General features: G+C 42.7%; 17 protein-coding genes. 11 read left to right on the top strand and 6 right to left on the bottom strand.

Features of this window, described 5'->3' with window-relative positions:
* The first annotated feature begins 21 nt into the window (after positions 1 to 21).
* Positions 22 to 1242, top strand: a complete 1221-nt coding sequence (locus GLIP_RS20355; RefSeq protein WP_052155042.1) for an AmpG family muropeptide MFS transporter — start codon at positions 22 to 24, stop codon at positions 1240 to 1242.
* 7 nt (positions 1243 to 1249) lie between these two features.
* Here GLIP_RS20355 and GLIP_RS20360 read toward each other — a convergent pair whose 3' ends face one another.
* The 4 genes from GLIP_RS20360 to rapA all read right to left on the bottom strand — a co-directional run bounded on the left by GLIP_RS20360 (position 1250) and on the right by rapA (position 6324).
* Entirely contained in the window at positions 1250 to 1573 is a 324-nt protein-coding gene (locus GLIP_RS20360; protein WP_008846611.1) for a hypothetical protein, read from the bottom strand.
* A gap of 279 nt (positions 1574 to 1852) precedes the next feature.
* On the bottom strand, positions 1853 to 2731 hold the full coding sequence (locus GLIP_RS20365) for a DUF3530 family protein (RefSeq protein ID WP_008846612.1): 879 nt from the start codon (positions 2729 to 2731) through the stop codon (positions 1853 to 1855).
* Positions 2732 to 2786: 55 nt separating this feature from the next.
* On the bottom strand, positions 2787 to 3464 hold the full coding sequence (locus tag GLIP_RS20370) for a pseudouridine synthase (RefSeq protein ID WP_008846613.1): 678 nt from the start codon (positions 3462 to 3464) through the stop codon (positions 2787 to 2789).
* A 25-nt stretch (positions 3465 to 3489) separates the two neighbouring features.
* Positions 3490 to 6324 (bottom strand): RNA polymerase-associated protein RapA, encoded by a 2835-nt coding sequence (gene rapA, locus GLIP_RS20375; RefSeq protein ID WP_008846614.1) that lies wholly within the window; start codon positions 6322 to 6324, stop codon positions 3490 to 3492.
* A 257-nt stretch (positions 6325 to 6581) separates the two neighbouring features.
* Between rapA and GLIP_RS20380 the strand changes: the two genes are divergently transcribed.
* From GLIP_RS20380 to GLIP_RS20390, 3 genes are all read left to right on the top strand, one after another.
* Complete coding sequence (locus GLIP_RS20380) at positions 6582 to 7346, top strand: substrate-binding periplasmic protein (RefSeq protein WP_008846615.1); 765 nt, start codon at positions 6582 to 6584, stop codon at positions 7344 to 7346.
* A 222-nt stretch (positions 7347 to 7568) separates the two neighbouring features.
* Complete coding sequence (locus tag GLIP_RS20385) at positions 7569 to 8966, top strand: PhoH family protein (protein ID WP_008846616.1); 1398 nt, start codon at positions 7569 to 7571, stop codon at positions 8964 to 8966.
* Positions 8967 to 9260: 294 nt separating this feature from the next.
* Positions 9261 to 9839: an aminotransferase class III-fold pyridoxal phosphate-dependent enzyme gene (locus GLIP_RS20390; RefSeq protein ID WP_008846617.1), complete on the top strand. Its 579-nt coding sequence runs from the start codon at positions 9261 to 9263 to the stop codon at positions 9837 to 9839.
* A gap of 417 nt (positions 9840 to 10256) precedes the next feature.
* On the opposite strand, the gene GLIP_RS20395 is transcribed toward GLIP_RS20390, so the two are convergent.
* Both GLIP_RS20395 and GLIP_RS20400 read right to left on the bottom strand, forming a co-directional pair.
* Positions 10257 to 11669, bottom strand: a complete 1413-nt coding sequence (locus GLIP_RS20395) for a heavy metal sensor histidine kinase (RefSeq protein WP_008846618.1) — start codon at positions 11667 to 11669, stop codon at positions 10257 to 10259.
* Positions 11659 to 12336 carry a heavy metal response regulator transcription factor gene (locus GLIP_RS20400; RefSeq protein ID WP_008846619.1) on the bottom strand — a complete coding sequence of 226 codons (678 nt, stop codon included), beginning with the start codon at positions 12334 to 12336 and terminating at the stop codon, positions 11659 to 11661. The genes GLIP_RS20395 and GLIP_RS20400 overlap by 11 nt, the downstream gene beginning before the upstream one ends.
* A gap of 767 nt (positions 12337 to 13103) precedes the next feature.
* On the opposite strand from GLIP_RS20400, the gene GLIP_RS20410 reads away from it, so the two are divergent.
* The 7 genes from GLIP_RS20410 to GLIP_RS20440 all read left to right on the top strand — a co-directional run bounded on the left by GLIP_RS20410 (position 13104) and on the right by GLIP_RS20440 (position 22297).
* Positions 13104 to 13619: a DUF411 domain-containing protein gene (locus GLIP_RS20410; RefSeq protein ID WP_008846621.1), complete on the top strand. Its 516-nt coding sequence runs from the start codon at positions 13104 to 13106 to the stop codon at positions 13617 to 13619.
* On the top strand, positions 13619 to 14980 hold the full coding sequence (locus tag GLIP_RS20415; RefSeq protein ID WP_008846622.1) for a TolC family protein: 1362 nt from the start codon (positions 13619 to 13621) through the stop codon (positions 14978 to 14980). Before GLIP_RS20410 ends, GLIP_RS20415 begins: the two co-directional genes overlap by 1 nt.
* A complete protein-coding gene (locus GLIP_RS20420; protein WP_008846623.1) occupies positions 14980 to 16977 on the top strand; it encodes an efflux RND transporter periplasmic adaptor subunit in 1998 nt (665 codons plus the stop codon). The genes GLIP_RS20415 and GLIP_RS20420 overlap by 1 nt, the downstream gene beginning before the upstream one ends.
* Entirely contained in the window at positions 16974 to 20108 is a 3135-nt protein-coding gene (locus GLIP_RS20425; RefSeq protein ID WP_008846624.1) for an efflux RND transporter permease subunit, read from the top strand. Before GLIP_RS20420 ends, GLIP_RS20425 begins: the two co-directional genes overlap by 4 nt.
* Positions 20069 to 20719: a peptidase gene (locus GLIP_RS20430; RefSeq protein ID WP_226992260.1), complete on the top strand. Its 651-nt coding sequence runs from the start codon at positions 20069 to 20071 to the stop codon at positions 20717 to 20719. The genes GLIP_RS20425 and GLIP_RS20430 overlap by 40 nt, the downstream gene beginning before the upstream one ends.
* Positions 20720 to 20965: 246 nt before the next feature.
* The gene (locus GLIP_RS20435) at positions 20966 to 21367 is read left to right on the top strand and encodes a copper resistance CopC family protein (RefSeq protein WP_008846626.1); all 402 of its coding nucleotides are present in this window, start codon (positions 20966 to 20968) and stop codon (positions 21365 to 21367) included.
* A 15-nt stretch (positions 21368 to 21382) separates the two neighbouring features.
* Positions 21383 to 22297, top strand: coding sequence for a copper resistance D family protein (locus GLIP_RS20440; protein ID WP_008846627.1), 915 nt, complete (start codon positions 21383 to 21385; stop codon positions 22295 to 22297).
* The last annotated feature ends 7 nt before the right edge of the window (positions 22298 to 22304 follow it).

Raw genomic sequence — 22304 nt, forward strand, 5'->3', positions numbered from 1 at the left:
CAAGCATTGTTTAACAAGCGCATGCTGATATGCATTTGTACTGGCTTCTCTTCTGGTTTACCGCTCTACCTGCTAATTCAGTTTATTCCTGCTTGGCTGCGATCTTTTGATGTCGATTTGTCAACCATTGGATTAATTAACCTTGTACTTTTTCCTTATACTTGGAAGTTCATTTGGTCGCCCCTTGTTGACCGGTTTGTCCCTCCATTTTTAGGCCGACGCAGAGGGTGGATGCTGATTACGCAACTGGGGTTGCTGTTAGCCATAGCTTCATTGGCTTTGTATGATCCGACCACAAATCTTACCAAGATCATTTGGACGGTGGCGATAATCGCATTTTTAAGCGCCACTCAAGATATTGTAATTGATGCTGCTCGTCGGGAGATTTTACCTGATGACGAACTTGGCGCTGGTAATGGTTTTTATGCTCAAGCTTATCGTATAGCCTCTTTTGTACCTGGCTCTTTAGGTCTTATTCTGGTTGGTTTTTATCCTTGGTCTGTAGCTCACCTTAGTATTGCCGCCTTTATGCTGGTGGGGATTGTAACCACTTTATTAATGAGTGAATCTTCTAAACCGAGCGAAGTACCGCACACTTTAAAATCGGCAGTGATTGATCCTTTTAAAGAGTTTTTTGATCGAGATGGTTGGCAAAGTGCAGTATGGATTCTGTTGTTTATTATTTTCTATAAATTAGGGGATAGTATGGCCACCGCGTTAGAAACGCCTTTTTTCCTCGACATGGGCTTTTCCACCGTAGAGGTTGGAACCGTGGCTAAGATCTCAAAAACCATAGGGGCAACAGTAGGTACGATTCTTGGTGGCGTGGTAATGATTAAGCTGGGCATCAATAAGAGTCTGTGGATATTTGGCGTCTTTCAAATAGTCTCTATTTTAGGTTATGTGGCGCTATCGATTGTTGGTTACAACTATTTGATGTTAGCCGTGGCTAGTGGGTTTGAATATTTTGGCGTGGGGCTAGGCTCTGTGGCGTTGATTGCTTTTATGGCCAAATCTACAAGCCGTTTATTTACTGCAACGCAATTTGCCTTGTTATCGAGCTTAGCGGCTGTGCCGCGTACTTTTATTAGTGCGGGTACTGGTTATATTATTGAAGCCGTTGGATATACTCAGTTTTTCTTAATTTGTTTCGCTTGTGCAATACCAGGAATGCTAATGCTGTTCAAAATAGCGCCGTGGAACTCACAAAAAACAGCCGTAGAAGAAACAATTGCCGAATAACGCTCGGTTAAGGTCGGATGCCAATACAATCCAACGGGTATTGTCCTTCACCTTCTAAATAGTTCAGGCAAGTTTCTAACTCCGAACGCAAGTATTGGTCGTGCAATAGCTTTTGTTCAGGCCAGAAATGTAGCTGGTGTAATAAGTGCCAGAATACACGCTCTTTTTGTGAATAAGGCTCATCTACACGTTTTTTAACCTGCGCCCACTCCTCTAGGGTATCCCAAAAATATAGGTCTATTTCAATATAAGGTATTTTATAGGACCAATATCCCCTAACAAAAAACGCTAGTTGACTCGCCTTACTGTTTATAAAATTCTCTATGTTCACGGCTATTTTGAGTTACTCCGTTTCGTCATATATCAAGAAGTATAGTCTGCAAATTTATCGAATACCAAACCGCGAAAATAACTCGACTAATTAAAAAATGCTTAAATGGCTTGATATAGGTTTGGACTATTCCGCACCAAAACTATCATCCAATTGATTTATAGAGAGATTAATAATTTTAAAAATGTAGAAAATTATTAGCGCGGAAAAATAGTTTGCCTAAAATAAAATACATAAAATTCGCCGCTCAATATGAAAAGTTGATTGTAGATGGTTTATTTACCAACCCATATGGGTTAACCAACCATAGATTTCTTTGCCCAAACGAGCAGACTGTTGACTGTCCATTGATTGCCCAAGCAGTTCTCTTTGCCGATACATAAGCTTCAATGATTTGATGGATTGTATTTTCCGTTGCGCTGCGGTGGTTGCCGCCCATGGAGTATCCCAGCTAGTGTAGATATCAAGGTACGGCATTTGTGTTTGCGACACCCATTTAGGTATTTGTTGATTGTAATTACGATCAGGCCATTGTGGACTGACTGAAACCATACCATCGGGTGAATTGAGTTTGTTTTCAGCGTATATTTTAGTGAGCCACGCAGCGCTGGTACCTTGAGAAATAACTAAGAAAAAACCTGAGTATTGATTGGTCTTTTCTGTGATAGCTTGCATCTGTTGAATGATTTGTTGTTCATGTTGCTCGAAGTCCACTTCTTCTATTTGGCTAAGCGCAGAATGACTTAAAATATTCTGATTGGTTTGATTGGCAGTAGCGTCAGGTGGCTGCGTAGAAGGATCCGCTTGTTGATTCGGCACTGCGTTATTCTCTGCTTCGGGCCAAAAGCCACTGATAGGAGCGGGCATAACCATTGTTACCCAACCAACATTATTCAGTGAATTTGAGAGCGAACCAATACTATGTTCACTAAATGGGTTTTTGCCTGACTCGCCCACCAACACTGCTACACCACGAGTAAGAGCTGTGTTTGATTCTTGAATGACAATGGGGATTTGTTTATCGCCAACTAGTAATATCTCATACTGATCTTCAAACTGACTGTGTTGGATATCTAGAAGTGCTTGCTCTGGGGATTGTATTGCGTGCACAGAAAAGCTGACCATAAACATGACCAGAATCAACTTTTTGACCCGCACTATTTTATCCACCAAACATAATTACTCAAAAGCAGCATCTACAGGCGTTATCGGCTTAACTACCCTCAGACTTAAATGAAAAGGGTGCAGGACATGTGAATGTTTTAGGCTGATTAGTCTGCGGATGATTGAATTTTAGTAACTGAGCATGTAATTGCAATCGATTTGCCGCTACAAGTGCATCATGATGTGCGTAAAGTCTATCGCCTAAAATCGGATGCCCTAAACTTAACATATGCACCCTAAGTTGATGAGAACGCCCAGTAACAGGGGTAAGCTCAACTAAAGATTCATGCTCGTCACTGGCAAGGCATTTCCAATGGGTCAGAGCTTTTTTCCCCCGCTCAAAATCTACCATTTGTTTTGGTCGGTTTGGCCAGTCACAAATAAGTGGTAAATCAATACTGCCTTGGGGGTCTTTCAATTTCCCATGCACTCTTGCAATGTAGGTTTTAGCCGTTTGACGTAATTCAAATGATTTGGATATCTTACGGTGGCTGTCCATATTCAATGCCAGCACTATTAATCCTGATGTGGCCATGTCTAAGCGATGCACAATTGTCGCGGTGGGGAAAGCGCGTTGCACTCGAAGCTGCAAACTATCTTTGTGCTCAAGGGCTTTACCGGGCACCGTTAGAAGCCCGCTGGATTTATTTAACACCAATAAGTCTTCATCTTGATATAAGATATCAAAATACGGATAAAGACTAGGGGCGTAATTTAAGATTGCCATGTTTAATTGGACCTACTATCTCGAATTAATGGTTATTTACCACTAACCGAACTGCTTCTAAATGCACTTCTGCTCGCGCTAATGCGTTGCCCAAGGCCTCTAATTGATTGCGAATAAAGTCTAATTCTTCCTGACGTATCGACTTATTCACTAAACTTAGTTCGTGCAAACGACTGAGCTCATCTTGCAAGTTGCTCTGCATAGCTTCTATGCATTGCGTCTTAATTTGGTTTGCTAGTTTTGCGGCGATATCACTGGCCTGCTCAATACCACTTTCAATTTTTGATTGCAGTGCGCTAATGAGTTGTGACGACATTTTAGGATTAACCGCGTCTAACATATTGAACACCTTATCGACTTGCTGGCCTTTTGGATCTACGGTGACCTTGATAGGTGTTGCAGGCATATAGCGATTAATTTGTAGGTGTTTTTCAGCTTTTGTAGACAATACAAACAAACATTCAAGCCAAAAATACCCAGGAGGCAGAGATTTATCTCTGTTCATGCCTATCACACTTTTACCATGCACATCAGTGGTGACTGTATCCATCGCGTGTTGAACCATAGGATGATCCCAACTGAAAAAATGCACATGTTCTAGTTGGGTGGCAGTTTGACGTTCATAGGTAATCGTCATTCCTTCTTCTTCCAATCCCGGCAACTGAGTGTGCATCGATTCTGTTTGCTTAAGTAAATAGCAGTTGTCGTCTTTCTCTTCTTGTAAAACCCCGATGGTATCAAAAAGCTGAGTCATAAAACGTTCAAGCTTCGGCGAATTATCAGAATTATCGATATTTTCAATCAGCTGATGAATTTTCCCTTTACCTGATGAATTTATCTCCAATAGTTTGTCTCTGCCCTGTTCAAGTTTGCTTTTTAATTGGGCGTATATAGCTTGCGTGTCATCTATGAGTTTGCGTTTGGCAATTTCATCGTGGGGATTTTGGATAGAGTTGAGTAACATCTCCTCTACTTCTTCATACACGCTGGTTCCGGCAGGACAGGTTAATTCAAACGCATTTAAGCCATCATGATACCAATCCAACATTACATGTTGTGCTGAGTTAACGAAAAAGGGAGCGTGAATTTTAACATCGTGCTTTTGGCCGATGCGATCAAGTCGACCAATTCGCTGTTCTAGTAAATCGGGCACTTGGGGTAAATCAAATAAAACTAAGTGGTGAGCGAATTGGAAATTACGACCTTCACTGCCAATTTCACTACAAATCAGTACTTGCGCACCCTCTTCAGATTGCGCAAAGTAGTTAGCAATGCGATCTCGTTCCACGATACTCAAGCCTTCGTGGAAAACGCCAGCTCTAATACCGGATTTTCGACGCAGCGCTTCAGAGAGCATCAACGCGGTCGAGGCTTTTGCGCAAATAGTAAGTACTTTTTCGCCACGCAATTGCTGTAAATGATCAATAAACCAATCTACTCTTGGGTCAATGTCAGTCCAAATATCTACCATTTCGGGAATACGTTCCGGGCTGAGCAGTCGACTTGGTTCTAGTTCAGTTTCTAGAAACTCCTCATACTCTTCTGGCATTTGCAATGGATAGGACAACAATTCACGAGCAGGAAACCCACTTACCCCTGAGCGCGAGTTTCTGAATAAAACTCGACCTGTGCCGTGTCTATCAAGCAATTGATGAATCAATTTATTCCTATTTTGCTCGCTGGCCAGATCCATATCGGATATCAAATCTTCGCCTGCAAACGCTTGTATAGCCTCAATTGCTTTTTCGTCTACATCGACTTTCTCATGATTCAATAAAGGCTCGATAGCGTTTGCCAAGTTGCTATATTGCTGTTCTTCGTGAATAAACTCAGGGTAACTATGAAAGCGAGCAGGGTCGAGTATCCGCAGTCGTGCAAAATGGCTCTCATGGCCCAATTGGTCGGGTGTTGCCGTTAACAATAATACGCCTTTAGTGACCTTGGCCAGTTGTTCTATGACCTCATATTCTTGTGATGGTTGGCCTTCAGACCAAACCAAATGGTGCGCTTCGTCTACTACCATTAGGTCCCAGGGCGCTTCACACACTTGTTGAAAATAACGACTGTTGTGGGTAAGAAAATCAAGGCTACATAGCACTAGTTGCTCTGCTTCGAAGGGATTCCCCGCTTCTTCTGCCATTGCTTGACAACGCTCTTCATCAAAAATGGAAAAGGCGAGATTAACGCGACGCAACATTTCTACCAGCCATTGGTGAACTAGACTGTTGGGCACGACAATCAGTACCCGCTGGGCGCGTCCAGTTAATAGCTGTTGATGAATAATCAATGCCGCTTCTATGGTTTTACCTAAGCCGACCTCATCGGCCAACAACACGCGAGGTGCGTGACGACGTCCCACTTCTGAAGCAATATGCAATTGATGAGGAATAATATCCACCCGTGCACCCACAAATCCCAGTACGTCAGAGGTGGCATGTTGAAATTGATGGCGGATACATTTTTCGCGGATATCAAACCATTTGGGTTCATCTACCTGCCCAGCCAATAGTCTTTTTTGTGGTTGATTTAACTGAAAATGATGATCGACAAAGGTTTCTTTTAAATCAATGAGTTGCCCGTTATCTATGCGTTTTCCGTGATACGTCAACATGCCTGCGCTGTCAGTGATTTTTTCTACTGTTAACTGCCAGTTTTCATGGCTGGTTACTTTATCCCCGATCTCAAAGGTGATTCTGGTTAATGGCGCTGAAGCCGGTGCATAAGTGCGAGTCTCACCAATGGCCGGGAAAAGTATTTCAACGGTTCTATTGTTAACTGCGATAATAGTGCCAAGGCCAAGCTCAGATTCAGTGTTGCTAAGCCAACGTTGCCCTAAAGCAAAGTTGTGTGTTTGTATCATAGTAGAAATCTCGTTAGCGGAATTGGTCTACTGTTTAGACACATTTTCTAAATCAGCCACTTCACGACATAAGGGCTTTCGCCGAAAATTTATAAAGATTACGATTATATCTTTTATCCTACCTGTTTGCAGTGTGTTATCTGAAATAGGAACTCAATTCGGAAAAGCCGACGTAACGAAAGAGCTGCAAAAACATGCAGAAATTTGTGCTGTGGACTAATTTGTTTTACCTTGTAACTAATCGAATGTGATTATAAATGGGTAGGTTAAAGTTGAAAAAAGCGACATTTTGTCTTTTTTTAATGCTTTTTTGTAGTTCGTTATCCTACGCCCAACAAAAGTCGCAACTGACATTAGCAACAACCCATTGGTGCCCCTATACGTGTGGTGACGGTGAATTTCGCCATGGCACTATCGGCGTATATATACAATCACTTTTGAAAGAGCTAAGTGTTGAACTTAATATAGAATATTATCCTTGGTCCCGGGCAATTCTATTGGCTAAACATGGTCAGGTTGACGGACTACTCACCGCGACTTACCAAGAAGCGCCTAGTTTAACCTTTACTGATATTCCGGTTAGCTATTACCAAATGTGTTTTTTTACCAAACGAAACACTAATTGGCGATATACCAATCCTATCGTTTTGGGAAACCTTAAACTCGCGGTTATCCAAGATTATGGATATGGGGAGCCGGTAGATACCTTTTTACGTCAAACTCCAGGTGTCATTGCAATTTCTGGTTCTGCAGGAACTCAGCGGTTAATCGATTTTTTGCGAAAAAGCCGTGTGGACATAATCATTGAAGATGATGCAGTTTATAACTGGGCTGCTCGCCATCATGATCTTGATGTATCTGAGATTAGAAACGCTGGGTGTCTCCCGTCAACACCGTTTTATTTAGCGTTATATCCATCGGAAGAAAACCTGAAGCTAATTAAGCAGCTTAATCAGGTGTTGAGGTTGCCAAAAAATCAGCAGCGTTTACAACAAATCATGGCGATTTATTCTGAATCTTAATTGCAGTACGAGTAGCGTAAATCAGTATTTATATGATTCGTTGTCGTCATTTTTAAACTCTTTCAGATTAACAAGACTTTGATGTATAAGCCGTTTTTTTTAACCACAAAAGTCTTTAATAAAAGTTGGTGAAAGTGCAGAAAAAGTGGTTTAAGGTAAGAATGGATTTAGTCTAAAAACGCATTTATTATTTTCTATGTGGGCAGTAAAACGGAGTCGCGAATGCCAGAAAAACCCGAGATAAATACCAAGCTTTATGTGCTAGACACCAACATCCTCTTACATGAACCTCTTGCTTTCCTCTCTTTCAAAGAACATGACGTTGTTGTACCTATGACAGTTCTCGAAGAACTGGATTATATCAAAGACAGCAAAAAAGACGTCGCCCGAGATGCCAGAGTGTCTATTCGCGCAATGGAAGACCTATTGCACGAAGCGACGCCTGAGCAAATGATTGAAGGGGTAGCAATGTCTGGGTTAGGCTCAGGAGAAGCCGCACCGACAGGAATGTTATCCATTTTCGCAGACCATGGAATGCCTTTCGAGCAGCAGGCGTTTACCAGTAACGAAAACGATAACCGCATTATCAATGCTGCCCTTTATCTGCAAAAAATTAAATTGCCTCGGCAAGTTGTATTGGTGACCAAAGATATCAATATGCGCTTGAAAGCCAAAGGGGCAGGGCTGGCTCACGTTGAAGACTACAGAACTGACCAATTAATTAGCGATATAAAATACCTTTCTAAGGGGTACCACACGTTCAATGGTGATTTTTGGCAATGTGTTAAAACCGTTGATAGCCGAACCGAAGGTAGAGATACCATTCATACCATTGATAAAAAAGCGCTACCCGAAGCTTATATCAATGAATTTTTAATCGATGACGAAGAGCAATTTGCCGGTTTGGTTGAGAATATTACCGAAGATACTTTGGAAGTGCTCGATTTAGGCTACGATCGACTAATGGGACGCAATGCTTGGGGTATCTCGCCCAAGAACATCGGTCAGGCCATGGCGTTTCACGCATTACTCGATCCACATATCGATTTGGTTATTTTAACTGGCCCTGCAGGTAGTGGTAAAACCCTGCTGGCATTGGCTGCAGCGTTAGAAATGGTTATCGAAAAGAATATGTACGATAAGATCATTGTTACGCGTAGTACACCTGAGATAGCTGAATCTATCGGTTTTTTACCGGGCACCGAAGAAGAAAAAATGGCACCTTGGTTGGCGGCAATTACCGATTCATTAGAAGTGCTGCATAAAAATGATGAGAACGTTAAAGGCTCAATGAATTACATCATGGAAAAAGCCAATATTCAGTTCAAATCGGTGAACTTTATGCGTGGACGTAGTATTCAAAACGCCATCGTGATTTTGGATGAATCCCAGAATTTAACAGCATCTCAACTTAAAACGATTATTACTCGATGTGGAGAAGGTACTAAATTAATTTGCGGCGGAAACTTAGCGCAGATTGACAGCAATTATCTGTCTGCCGTCACGTCAGGTTTAACCTATTTAGTTGAGAAATTCAAAAACTTTTCAGGCAGTGCAACCATCAATCTAGACGGTGTCGTTCGAAGCCGATTGGCTGAATTTGCAGAAGAGAATTTGTAAACGGCTATTAACTAACTTGATTATATGCTGGCAAGGAATTATATATTTCCTTGTCAGGTTTGATATTCAAACTGATAACAAAAGCTCCTAAAATCAACACCCTCCACAAAGAGTATGTTTCCCTCATATCATTGAGTTTTAATAGTGTTCTAAATTAAATTCATGACAACATGTGCTAACCACATCATTCAATGCTATGAGCTAAACTTGAGTACATTATGACCAGTATTATTTATCCAGCCAGTAATCTAAAAAGCCAGCCTAATCTTGTTATTGAGAAAGGTGATGTTGTGTATGTTATTTGACAATAAGGGCAAAAAATATTTAGAAGCCATGTCAGGCTTGTGGTGCACTTCGCTAGGTTATAACAATCAAGAATTGATTGATGCGGCAAGCCAACAATTGAGTAAATTGTCTTACTCGCATATGTTTGGTGGCAAGACTCATCAGGTAGGAATTGATTTAGCTGAAAAAATCAGTGATATGGTGCCGACAAAAGACGCTAAAGTATTTTTTGGGAATTCGGGAAGTGATGCGAATGACACCAATATAAAATTACTGCGTTATTATTTCAACGCAATTGGAAAGCCGCAAAAGTACAAAATAATTGTCCGCGAGCGTTCTTATCATGGAGTAACGGTTGCTTCTGCATCTTTAACAGGCTTGCCAGTCAATCACACCAACTTTGACTTACCTTTTTCTGCATTGGGCATTTTACGTACCGATGCAACCCAGTATTATCATTGTTCTCACGTAGGAGAGTTAGAAGTTGAACGATTACTATTTATGAGAATATATTCTGCAAGTCCATGCGCGCAGTCTATTTTTTCGAGACTTATATTAATTTCCTTGCTCCATTTTATTGGATCGTGATACTTAATGCCGTTGTCTTCTTTCGATAACCATTCACTCATATCCCCCCCTTTTTCTGAGCAAATATCAAATTATGCTGAATATACTAATAATGGCGGGTACAAAACTAAAATATATCCGCGTTTTTCATCGCTTCGAAAGTAAATCTGATTTCAAGTAGTAATAAAGCAGGAGATTGGCTCCTTGTGTCTGCAGTCTAAAAACTAGACACGCTTCAGCGTCTCTTTCATTATTTTAATAAATTTATTTTTTACTTCATTTCTATTTGTGTAGGCTGCATAACTGTTGACTTCGAAACTAGATCTCATGTTAATGATCCGAAATCGCTGGTCCAATATCCCCTATGACGTCCCTATTGGTATTCATGGCTGTTCTTATACTGACATTTGGAATTCACTCGGCAGTGTATTTGAGACGTTAGCTATTCAACGTAAATACGACTGTAAACGTCGTTTCATACTCGCTTGATTCTACTCGTATGCAAGCACCATTGACTTCAAGGACTGAGCGAGCAATAGTCAACCCTAATCCAGCCCCTTGCCCATCACGTTTTCGAGAAGGGTCTGCACGATAGAAACGATCGAAAAGGCGTAAAAGTTTAGCTTCTGGGATCCTACTGCCTGGGTTTGAAATAGAAATATGCGCTTCTCCATCCAGCGATTGCGTTGACACAGTCACAATTGCATTCTCTGGAGTATACCGTATAGCATTGGATAGCAAGTTGCTAAATGCTTGCCGAAACATTGACTTATCGCACATTAATTCCATGCTCTGACCTGTACGTTCTATGCGTATATGCTTTTCGTGAGCCAATAGCTCGAAATATTCAACTAACTCATCAATCTCTTTACTACTGTCAATCAGTTCAGCTTTCGGCTTAATTAATCCATGTTCAGTTTGTGCCAGTAACAACATGTCACTCACCATTTTGGTCATACGCTCGTACTCTTCCAAATTTGAATACAAAATTTCAATGTATTCATCAGTTGAACGAGGTATGTTTAGTATCACTTGAGTCTGCGTTGTAAGATTGGTTATTGGGGTTCTCAACTCGTGCGCTATGTCAGCAGAAAAATGAGACAACTGCTCAAATCCACTTTCAAGCCTTTCTATCATCGCATTAAAGGATTTAACGAGATTGGCTAGCTCCACAGGCACTTCATTCGGATCCAACCGAATATCCAACTTATCCGCTGAAATTGAACCAATTTTCCGACTTAGACGTCTAATTGGAGAGTGCCCACGATACACGGCAAATCGAGCGACCAATATAGTAATAGCCCCGGATAATATAATGATGCTCCAAAGTGTTTTCTCAAACGCCTCCATATAGTCCATATGAAATTCCATATTTGAAGCAACAATGAGTTGGTATTGTGTTTTATGTTGGGCCCCATCAATGGGGATTTTGATCTCAGTAGCTCGTAATGTATGTTTGCCATCGAAAAAGAGGCTTAAATTCGATGGCAAAATATGTTCAGTTTCAAAAGTATCTCCTGGATATTTTTCCAAGGCCACGTTTTCGCTACTATAAATAATCTCTTCGGCCTCATTTTTAACTAAATAGTAGACACCATGATGTCCCGAGACAGCTTGGAACAATATACTAGAGGGTGAAACACCTTCGTGGAATGCCTCATGGAGTTTCCGTTTAACGGCTAAAAATACTTCATTGAGCTCATCAGCATCTTGCTCTGCAAAATGCTGGGTTATAGATTGCTGCACCATCAGACTTATAAACGTCAAGCACACGAAGATTGTAATCCCAACGAGAACCGTAACGCGAAAGGCGAGAGAGCTTGGTCGTTTCGAAATATTCTTAATTCTCATGAATACACATTTTATAACCCATTCCACGGACAGTTTGAATGAGCTTTGGTGAGAAGTCATCATCGATTTTTGCTCTAAGACGACGGATAGCGACATCGATTACATTGGTGTCGCTATCAAAATTCATATCCCACACTTGCGAGGCAATCAGTGAACGCGGTAACACTTCACCTTGCCGCCTTACCATCAACTCTAATAAGGTAAACTCCTTAGTCGTTAGGTTGATCGTTCGCCCGTTGCGAGTGGCAATACGTGAGGGGATATCAAGCTCTAAATCGGCTATATGTATCGTGTTATTAGGAACTGACGTGCCGCGGCGTATAAGCGTACGCACCCTTGCTAGCAACTCTGCAAATGCAAATGGCTTCACTAAGTAATCATCTGCACCGAGCTCTAGGCCTTTGACCCGGTCGTTGACGTGGTCGCGGGCCGTAAGGAAAAGAACAGGTGTATGATTATTAGCTTCACGCAACGATGACAATATTTTCCAACCATTGATATCAGGGAGCATGACGTCCAAGATTAATAATTCATATTCGCCGGTCATTGCTTTGTGATGACCATCGAGGCCTGTACGAACTAGCTCAACCACAAAGCCAGACTCGATCAGGCCTTGTTTTATATAGTCCCCTGTTTTTACTTCGTCTTCGACGACTAAGATTTTCATGTAAAGTCCTGTCTGCGTTATTTTTACTACCCCGGTTGGCCCCTTTTGAGTTCAACAGGATCTTTAAAGCGTAATAAACATTGAATTCATGGTGCTGTAGTTTCGGTATTACTTATTAAGTACCACGCTATGTACGAAGAAGATGTTAGCCCCTTGGGCACTGATTATGCAACGGATCCATGACTATTTATTAACAAGTTTTCCTTTTCGGTTGTTTATTACAAAATTGTAATGTGAGGGTAATCTAATTGACAGAGTTGGGTGCTACCATCGTCACAAATATTGAGCGATTAACCACCACAGTTTGTAAACGGTAAGGAATGACAGAAACGTGAAAAGCGCCTGCGTCAACATGTTTATTATTATCGCACTGCTTGGCGTGCAAGTGGGGGGAGCATTTGTTCTCGCACAGATGCCATGTAATGGCGAGATGACTGCTGAGATGGAGCACAGTTCGCACGCTATGATGGATCATTCTCAAAGTGATGATACGAAAAATTGCTGTATTCAAGACTGCTGCTGCCCTATGGCTATGTTTCACATCGGATTGCCCTCTCGGCATGCCACCTCGTCCCAAGAAGACGTGTCACTGAGCATTCAATCACACAATTCCAATCTACACCAAGTATTCATAGCTGCATTGCAGCGCCCTCCTAAATACTCTCTCATTTAAATAGGATAAGTCCATTTACTATTCGGACATGATATCGCTTGGCCGACGAGATGAGTCACAAGCAACTTGTAAAAAATAAAATGAGAGATTCATTATGAAAATTATTACACGACGCACGTTGTGGATAGCGCCTATTTTTGTGCTGTTTTTATCAGCCTGTTCCGACGCTACACAAGTGAACAATGAGTCAGATGTAGTGTCTGATGCCCCGACAATTACTTTGGAGATTTATAAAAGCCGTTCTTGCAAGTGTTGCCAAAAATGGGTGAAACACGTTAAAGAGCATGGATTTGAACCGGATGTAACGAACGTTACCTTGATGTCACGAATTAAGGATAAATATGGCATAGCACCCAAATATCGTTCGTGCCATACGGCCCTGTCTGCCGACGGTTTTGTTTTTGAAGGACATGTACCAGCAAAATTCATTCAGCAATTTCTTGAAAATGTACCTGAAGGTGCGATTGGACTGAGTGTTCCTGCGATGCCAATTGGGTCGCCCGGTATGGAAGTCGATGAGCAATTTCGTCCGTACATTGTGTTGCAATTAAATGATGATGGTAGTGCAACGACCTACGTTGAAGTTATGACTTATGAGGAGCAGTTTTAATGACTCGGTCTGCATACTATGTAATTGCACTGATGACTCTTTTGAACGCGGGTTTAGCTCAAAGCCAATCTGAACGAGTCCTCAAATTGGAGCAGGCTGTTGAAATCGCTATTGATAACGACCCTTGGCTTGTGGGCAGCAAGTATCGCGAACAAGCAATTGTCTCAAGTAGTATTGCCGCTTCGAGTTTGCCGGATCCGGTTGTCAATATTGGACTGGCAAACTTACCAACAGATGGATTTGCATTTGCTCAGGAACCCATGACGCAACTTAAGGCCGGGGTCTCGCAGATGTTCCCAAGAGGCGATTCATTAGATATTCGGTCTCGTCAATTACGGGAGCAGGCTGCTGAGCACCCACTGATGCGTATAGATCGCGTAGCTCGCACCCGTGTTCAGGTATCTGACATTTGGTTGGAAATTTATCGCGCGCAACAGAGCATAAAATTAATCTATCAAGATAGAACGTTGTTTGAGCAACTTAGCGACATTGCCAAAGCCAATTATGCCTCTGCTGTAGGGCGTGTAAGACAACAAGACATCATTAGAGCAAAGCTTGAATTGACTCGGTTAAAAGATCGGTTAACCAAGTTACAAGCATTGGAAGAAAGAGCAACTGGAAAACTTCTGGAATGGCTTTTAAAAAGCGAACAGTCTATGCGCCAACTTGGTTTTAACGCGTTTACTGTTTTTCAGTTGCCCAACGCTTTACCGACCATTACCAACGTATCTGAAAACACGTTAACACTAGTTAAAAATAGAAATCAGCAAGAACTCGCAACTCTGCTTGCGGAGCACCCCTACATTTTATCCATCAATCAACGGATACAAGCAAGTAAAACTGGAGTTGAACTCGCTAGGGAAATGTACAAACCACAATGGGGGGTTAATGCCAGCTATGCATATAGAGATGACGCCCCTGATGGCTCCAGTCGAGCTGATTTCTTGTCCGTTGGAGTAAGTTTTGATTTGCCCATATTTACTGAAAACCGTCAAGACCAAGAAGTCGCAGCAGCTGTTAGTCAATCAGAAGCTATAAAGACCGACAAACTTCTCGCGCTGCGAGAAATGATGTCAGCAATACAGTCACTTTATGCTGAGCGCGAGCGCCTAAAGGACAGACAACTCCTGTACAAAGAGGAGTTGCTAAAGCAAATGCAAGAGCAAGCGGAAGCATCTTTGAATGCCTATACCAATGATGATGGAGATTTCGCAGAAGTTGTTCGAGCGCGTATCGCAGATTTGAATGCACGTATTGATGCACTTGATATAGATGTGGATCTCTTTAAAACAAACATTCGACTTAATTACTACTTCAATACCCCCGCTGGTATTTTCAAGACTCAAACCGGAGAGCAATAATGAATAACACTAAAGCAATTGTTTTAGGGGGGGTTATCGGCGGCGTAATGACTGCGTTGGTCTATTCGTTCCTTCTTCCTACTGGTCCAACGAACGTTGAAACAGCACAAAGTGATGAAAAACAACCACTTTATTGGGTAGCCCCAATGGATCCTAATTATCGCCGTGATGAGCCTGGTAAGTCTCCTATGGGGATGGATTTGATTCCTGTTTATGAAGACGGTACAGAAGGTGGCGAAGGACCTGGAACCATCAAAATATCTTCAAATGTCGTGAATAATTTAGGTGTAAGAACAGCATCTGTGCAACGCCGTTCATTGCATGTGCCTATTCGAACGGTGGGGTATGTTCAGTACAATGAAGACACCCTGATACACATACACCCCCGTGTCGAAGGATGGGTCGACCGACTGCACGTGAGAGCAACTGGCGAGTATGTTAAAAAAGGCGACCCAATCTATTCACTCTATTCTCCTGAATTGGTGAATGCACAGGAAGAACTTCTAATAGCAATGCGCCGCGGGAATGAAGATTTGATTGCTGCTGCACGTTCGCGATTAGACGCATTGCAGATGCCGAGGGAAGCGATCCAGTCATTAATATCGACTAAAAAAGTGCGTCAAACAATCACGTTTTCAGCACCTCAAACCGGGTTTGTTGACAACTTAAATATCCGCGAAGGATTCTTTATCAAGCCAGGTACTACCCTTATGTCAATTGGTGCATTGGACGAGGTGTGGGTTGATGCTGAAATCTTTGAAAGACAATCTGCACAAGTCACTGTTGGACTTCCTGTAACAATGACTTCAGAATTTTTGCCCGGAAAAGAGTGGGAGGGTGAGGTTGATTACGTTTACCCAACACTTGAACAAAGTACACGTACCCTGCGCGTTCGTTTACGTTTTAAAAATGACGATTACGCCCTTAAACCGAATATGTTCGCTCAGGTGACGATACATTCCGACTTTGATACTGCTAATGTTCTCGTACCATCAGAAGCCGTTATTAGAACTGGTACGCAAAATCGTGTCGTACTAGCCTTTGGCGATGGACAATTCAAGTCTATAGCCGTGGAAGTTGGTCGAGTGGTGGATGACTTTACTGAAATTACAACAGGTCTTGTCGACGGTGACCAGATTGTCACGTCGGCACACTTTTTACTCGATTCAGAGAGCAGTATTAGTTCAGATTTTAAACGTATGGAAGTGCCCGATGAAATGCCTTCATCAGTCTTTACGCAAGCAACTATCACCGATGTTATGCCATCACACAACATGATTACCGTCAATCATGGCGCTATCAATGAATGGGATTGGCCTGAGATGACAATGGATTTCACGGTCGCTAACCATGTAGACCTAAAAAACCTCAAAGAGGGGATGCTCACACACATTGAAATCAGGAAGGAAAACGATGGTCAGTATGTGGTCACGACTGTGCATGTTATTGATGAAGCCGATACACAAGGGGCAAGTGGAGAGAGTGTATGGATAGAGGCATCGGTCAACTCGGTTATGGCTTCACACAATATGCTCAATCTTGATCACGGTGCAATCGAAGAATGGGAATGGCCAGCGATGACTATGGATTTCTTAGTTTCAGAAAATATCGATTTATCGCAGATTAAAGAGGGCATGACACTTCATGTTGAAATTACCAAGACCGGTGATAGCGATTACTTGATCACAACCGTCCATGTTAAATCATCTAATGATGAATCTGCGCATTCGGCAACGGTTGTAGGCAAGATTAACTCCATCGATTTAGAGGCTCGTTTGGTCAATATCTCACGCGATGCAATACCAAAGTGGGATAGACCAGCCGCAACACTAGACTTCAGCATTAACGATGCAATTGACATTAACCAATTGAAGGTGGGTGATCAGATCACCTTTACGTTTGAGGTCACCGAAGATAGCTTTAGGATCGTAAACATTGAGTCTGAACATCACGATTCTGCTAAGGGTCATAGCAATCATGGAGGTGCACACGAATGATTGAAGCTATTATTCGCTGGTCAGTCTCTAACCGATTTTTCGTGTTGCTGACAACCTTAATTATCGTTGGTGGTGGTCTTTTTACGCTAAAAAATACACCAATCGATGCGTTACCAGACTTGTCTGATGTTCAGGTCATCATTAAAACCAGTTACCCAGGGCAAGCCCCTCAAGTGGTCGAAGATCAGGTGACGTATCCGTTGACAACTGCAATGCTGTCAGTGCCCGGTGCAAAAACAGTAAGAGGATATTCTTTTTTTGGTGACTCGTATGTTTATATCATATTTGATGACAGTACAGACTTATATTGGGCTCGAAGTCGAGTGCTGGAGTACCTGTCACAGGTAGCGCCCAACCTACCTGAGAATGCTCGACCACAATTAGGTCCTGACGCAACTGGTGTGGGCTGGGTGTACTTATATGCACTCGTAGATCGCACCGGTAAAAACGACATATCACAACTTCGGAGTTTGCAGGATTGGTTCCTCAAATACGAACTGCAAACCGTACCGGGAGTGTCCGAAGTATCTGCGTTGGGCGGAATGGTAAAGCAGTATCAAGTCAAGGTTGATCCTGAAAGGTTGCGAGCTTATGGAATCCCGCTTTCTCATATCCAAATGGCAATTAAGCGAGGTAACCAAGAAGTTGGGGCATCCGTTATCGAAATGGCCGAGGCCGAATATATGGTCAGGGCGACGGGTTATATTTCAAGCAAGCAAGATATCGAAACGATTCCATTGGGTGTCAACGAAAACGGTACGCCGTTATTGGTGAGAGATATTGCTGATGTTCAGTTAGGTCCTCAAATGCGAAGGGGAGTGGCAGAACTCAATGGTGAAGGTGAAACGGTTGGCGGTATTGTTGTCATGCGATTTGGAGAAAATGCCCAAAAAACCATTGACGGTGTTAAAGCTAAACTCGAAGACCTTAAAAAGGGATTACCCGAGGGAGTTGAAATTGTCACGGTTTATGACCGTTCAGCATTGATTGAAAGAGCAGTAGATAACTTAGCTTCTAAGCTCGTCGAAGAGTTCATTGTTGTTGCACTAGTGTGTATTGCGTTTTTGTTTCACGTGCGTTCATCCCTAGTTGCAATCATCAGTATCCCCGTTGGTATCATTACCGCAATCATTGTGATGTACATGCAAGGCATCAATGCCAATATTATGTCGTTGGGAGGAATTGCCATCGCTATTGGCGCAATGAGCGATGGGGCAATAGTCATGATAGAAAACATGCACAAGCATATGGAACGTACTCCCCTGACAAAAGAAAACCGCTGGCAAGTGGTCATAGATTCCGCGTCTGAAGTCGGGCCGGCATTGTTTTTCAGCTTGCTCATTATCACCGTAAGTTTTGTGCCCGTTTTCACGCTGGAAGCACAAGAAGGGCGGATGTTCTCACCGCTTGCTTTTACCAAAACATACGCGATGGCAGCATCAGCTGCGCTGGCGATTACACTTGTACCAGTACTTATGGGGTATTTTGTACGCGGTAAAGTACTCGCAGAGCATAAAAATCCCGTGAATCGCTTCTTAACGTTTCTCTATATGCCAACGTTAAGAACGGTATTGCGTTTTCCAAAAATCACCACGCTTATTGCGGTTATTGTGTTGGCTATTGGACTTTGGCCTATCAATAAAATTGGTAGCGAGTTTATCCCACCGCTTGATGAAGGTGACTTGATGTACATGCCGACAACGTATGCGGGGATCTCGATTGGTAAAGCGCGTGAATTGCTACAACAAACCAATAAACTCATAAAGACCGTGCCTGAAGTTGACACCGTATTTGGTAAGGTTGGTCGTGCAGATACTGCGACAGACCCGGCGCCCCTTACAATGATTGAAACGTTTATTCAATTGAAACCTCAAGACCAGTGGCGTGAAGGCATGACCACACAAGATCTAATCAAGGAGTTTGATTCTGTGGTCAATTTGCCAGGACTAACCAATGCGTGGGTTATGCCTATCAAGACACGGATTGACATGTTGGCTACTGGTATTAAAACGCCAGTTGGGATAAAGATTGGAGGTCCGGATCTCACGGAAATCCAAAAAATAGGTCAGCAAATTGAAACGATACTGTCAGATGTTGAGGGAACAGCATCGGTTTATTCAGAGCGAGTCGCAGGCGGGCGCTATGTTAAAGTTGATATTCAGCGCGAACAAGCAGCGCGATATGGTCTGAACATTGCCGACGTGCAACAGGTGGTTTCTAGCGCTATCGGTGGAATGAATGTCACGCAAAGCGTCGAAGGGTTGGAGCGCTACCCAGTGAATATTCGATATCCACAGTCCTATCGTTCGTCACCGGAATCTTTGTCTTTACTTCCCATTGTTACACCGCAAGGTAAACGGATTGCGTTAGCCGACGTTGCTGATGTGTATATTGAAAATGGCCCTCCCGGCATTAAAAGTGAGAATGCGCGACTTAATGGCTGGGTGTATGTCGATATTGATGGTGTTGATATTGGATCATATGTCGTTAGTGCTCAGCAAGCAGTGAGCGAGCAGTTAGTGTTGCCAGCAGGTTACTCGATAACATGGTCTGGACAATATGAGTATATGTTGCGGGCAAAAGAGAAATTAACCTACGTGGTTCCTTTGACTTTAGCCATAATTGTGATCCTGTTATATCTCAACTTCCGCAATTTTATAGAAGTGGCCATTATTATGGGTACATTGCCGCTATCAATGGTTGGCAGTATCTGGCTGATGTACTTAGAGGGGTTTAACTTTTCAGTAGCCGTAGGGGTGGGTTTTATTGCGTTAGCCGGTGTCGCTGTAGAAATTGGTGTCATTATGCTGGTGTATTTAAATCAAGAGTATCAAGCGCTAATCGACAAATGCAAATCAGAGGGTATTAAACCTACTGTTGGCATGCTAACTGAAGCCGTACTTCATGGTGCTGGTTTACGCGTTCGACCCGTCATGATGACGACGGCAACCATAATTTTTGGCTTATTACCTGTGCTGTATGGCTCAGGTACGGGGTCTGAAGTTATGAGTCGCATCGCTGCGCCAATGGTTGGCGGGATGGTGAGTGCCATTTTATTAACGCTACTTATTCTGCCCGCAATCTATTTGATATGGCGAAAGCAGCAACTCAAATCGATGAGTGTCGCGTAGTCATGAGCCGTATTGCTCGTCGATTACATGGTTATCTGATGTTGGTAGTCGGCGGGCAGATGCTGCTGTGGGCGTTGAGTGGAATCTATATGGTCTGGGTTGATATTTACTATATTCATGGCGATCACTTCCTTAAAGCGCCATCCAAACTTTCGTCATCACCAACGTCAGATATTGGCTTTGAGGATGCACTTAACCGAGTTCCAGGCGCGACATCAATCGTACTAACGACCTTAAGGGGGGAGCCTGTCTATCAATTAATGCAAGGAGGTGAGTCTATTTTGGTCAGTGGTTTATCCGGAGACATTGTGAAACCGCTGTCAGATAAACAGGCTGCCGTCATCGCAATATCGCAAATAAACCAACCATATGAAGTTGAGAGTGTCACATTACTGCGTGAAACCGATGAAAAAACCGCTGTCGCGGCGCTAGCGAGAGCATTGTGGCAAGTTGATTTTAAGTGTTTATTTGCCCCCATATTATATACCAGCCAAGACAGTAAGAATGTGAGTAATACACTATTGGTTATAATGACTGTCGGAGTTGGTAGCCTGTCTCGTTGGTTTGATGTTACGTCCTCGTTCTTGGTCATTGTCGCAAAAGGTCATTGATTAATATGCACTCGCCATCATTCATAAGTACCCCGCGATGATTGTGTTTTCACATTCGAAAAGTACTTTCAATATAGAGTTAGTTAAACTCATGGGTCATCCGGATTTTAAGCTCATGACTAAGTATGCTCGACATACCTAAAAGAGAAGTCAACATTTTTTATTTATTACACCATTGATGAAAATGCTATCTATATCGATTCATTTTCACCCTTTACCACTACTTAAAACTATCGAGGTTTACATATGAAAACATTACTATCAACTCTCTTACTTACCACTGTGCTTGTGAGTACAAGTATTTCTGCACACACATCGATGAACGCATCAATACCGAAAAACAACGCGATGTTAATGTCATCACCACCGCAGTTATCCGTTTCTTTTACGGAGCCCGTTCGTTTAGCCAAATTAAGTTTGAACAGTCAAAACAGTGAACCTGTCTCGATTGGATTTATACCAACAATGGAACCGAGCACCTCATTTGATTATGAATTGCCTGTATTGTCCCCAGGCAACTATACCGCACAGTGGATGATACTGGGCGAGGACGGGCACAAAATGGAGGGCTCATTCACATTTATGGTACACGGCAATATGTCTATGCAAAAAGACAAGAAATCCCACAGCCAACACAAGAACCACTAAAGAGGATATTTCAACATGCCAATATGGGAAGTATTAATTCTATCCAGTAAGCTTTTGGTCTATCTCGGGCTGTCGGGGCTAATGGGTGGTTTTCTGCTTTTTCTTATGATGCCTTTTATTCAGGATAGGCCGTCCCAGACCAGACTTCTTTGGCAATCATATATTTTGAACTATATGACCCTGTTGGCGTTAATCGGTTTATTGGCGACGATATTGGATTTCTTTTTCCAAGTGGGGGCTCTGTCTCAAAGCGGTTTCACCGGCATGTTTGATACTGTCATGCAAAATATGGTTGCACAGTCTGCACTAGGAACCGTCGCGCTCAGTCGGTTGTGTGTGTTTATCGTCGGCTTAGTATTCTGTGGGATGGTTTATTGGCAACTCGCTCGCAAAATAACACCTAATGCATATGTGACACTCATTGTTGCAATTATTCAATGGGGGAGCGTTGGCTATACTTTTATGCTCTCCGGTCACACTGTACAACTGGATAGTTTATATGGCTATGCCTTGGCGGTGCATGTGGTCATTGCACTTAGTTGGATAGGCGCACTTTGGCCCTTATCTGATGCTTGTAAGCAGCTATCCCCTGTAGTGTTAAATACGCTCATGCGCCATTTTGGCCATCTTGCTATTGGGCTAGTGTGCTTGTTGCTCCTTGTTGGTGCGCTCCTTGCGTGGGAACTCATTGGTACTGTGAGTAATTTACTCAATCAAACTTACGGGCTCAGCCTGCTGATAAAGCTGTCCTTTGTCACAGCAATCCTGCTGCTCGCTGCATGGCATAAATTTAAATTAACTCCCAGGCTGTTAACTCACGGTAACGCTGCGATGGTCTTGCGCCGTTCGATCCAAATTGAAATGGTCCTTGGGCTATGCATTTTTGTGATCACCGCCGTGTTGACTACGGTGCTTGGCCCTCAATCTTAACTAAGGA

Source organism: Aliiglaciecola lipolytica E3 (genome assembly GCF_000314975.1).
In the GTDB taxonomy this organism is placed as follows: domain Bacteria; phylum Pseudomonadota; class Gammaproteobacteria; order Enterobacterales; family Alteromonadaceae; genus Aliiglaciecola; species Aliiglaciecola lipolytica.

Bases quoted from the DNA above. Each gene is read 5' to 3' on its own strand.
- GLIP_RS20435 (WP_008846626.1), top strand. From the start codon at position 20,966: ATGAAAACATTACTATCAACTCTCTTACTTACCACTGTGCTTGTGAGT.
- GLIP_RS20370 (WP_008846613.1), bottom strand. From the start codon at position 3,464: ATGGCAATCTTAAATTACGCCCCTAGTCTTTATCCGTATTTTGATATC.
- GLIP_RS20430 (WP_226992260.1), top strand. From the start codon at position 20,069: ATGGCGAAAGCAGCAACTCAAATCGATGAGTGTCGCGTAGTCATGAGC.
- GLIP_RS20410 (WP_008846621.1), top strand. From the start codon at position 13,104: ATGAAAATTATTACACGACGCACGTTGTGGATAGCGCCTATTTTTGTG.
- GLIP_RS20395 (WP_008846618.1), bottom strand. From the start codon at position 11,669: ATGAGAATTAAGAATATTTCGAAACGACCAAGCTCTCTCGCCTTTCGC.
- GLIP_RS20425 (WP_008846624.1), top strand. From the start codon at position 16,974: ATGATTGAAGCTATTATTCGCTGGTCAGTCTCTAACCGATTTTTCGTG.
- GLIP_RS20400 (WP_008846619.1), bottom strand. From the start codon at position 12,336: ATGAAAATCTTAGTCGTCGAAGACGAAGTAAAAACAGGGGACTATATA.
- GLIP_RS20390 (WP_008846617.1), top strand. From the start codon at position 9,261: ATGTTATTTGACAATAAGGGCAAAAAATATTTAGAAGCCATGTCAGGC.
- GLIP_RS20385 (WP_008846616.1), top strand. From the start codon at position 7,569: ATGCCAGAAAAACCCGAGATAAATACCAAGCTTTATGTGCTAGACACC.
- rapA (WP_008846614.1), bottom strand. From the start codon at position 6,324: ATGATACAAACACACAACTTTGCTTTAGGGCAACGTTGGCTTAGCAAC.
- GLIP_RS20420 (WP_008846623.1), top strand. From the start codon at position 14,980: ATGAATAACACTAAAGCAATTGTTTTAGGGGGGGTTATCGGCGGCGTA.
- GLIP_RS20380 (WP_008846615.1), top strand. From the start codon at position 6,582: ATGGGTAGGTTAAAGTTGAAAAAAGCGACATTTTGTCTTTTTTTAATG.
- GLIP_RS20355 (WP_052155042.1), top strand. From the start codon at position 22: ATGCTGATATGCATTTGTACTGGCTTCTCTTCTGGTTTACCGCTCTAC.
- GLIP_RS20415 (WP_008846622.1), top strand. From the start codon at position 13,619: ATGACTCGGTCTGCATACTATGTAATTGCACTGATGACTCTTTTGAAC.
- GLIP_RS20440 (WP_008846627.1), top strand. From the start codon at position 21,383: ATGCCAATATGGGAAGTATTAATTCTATCCAGTAAGCTTTTGGTCTAT.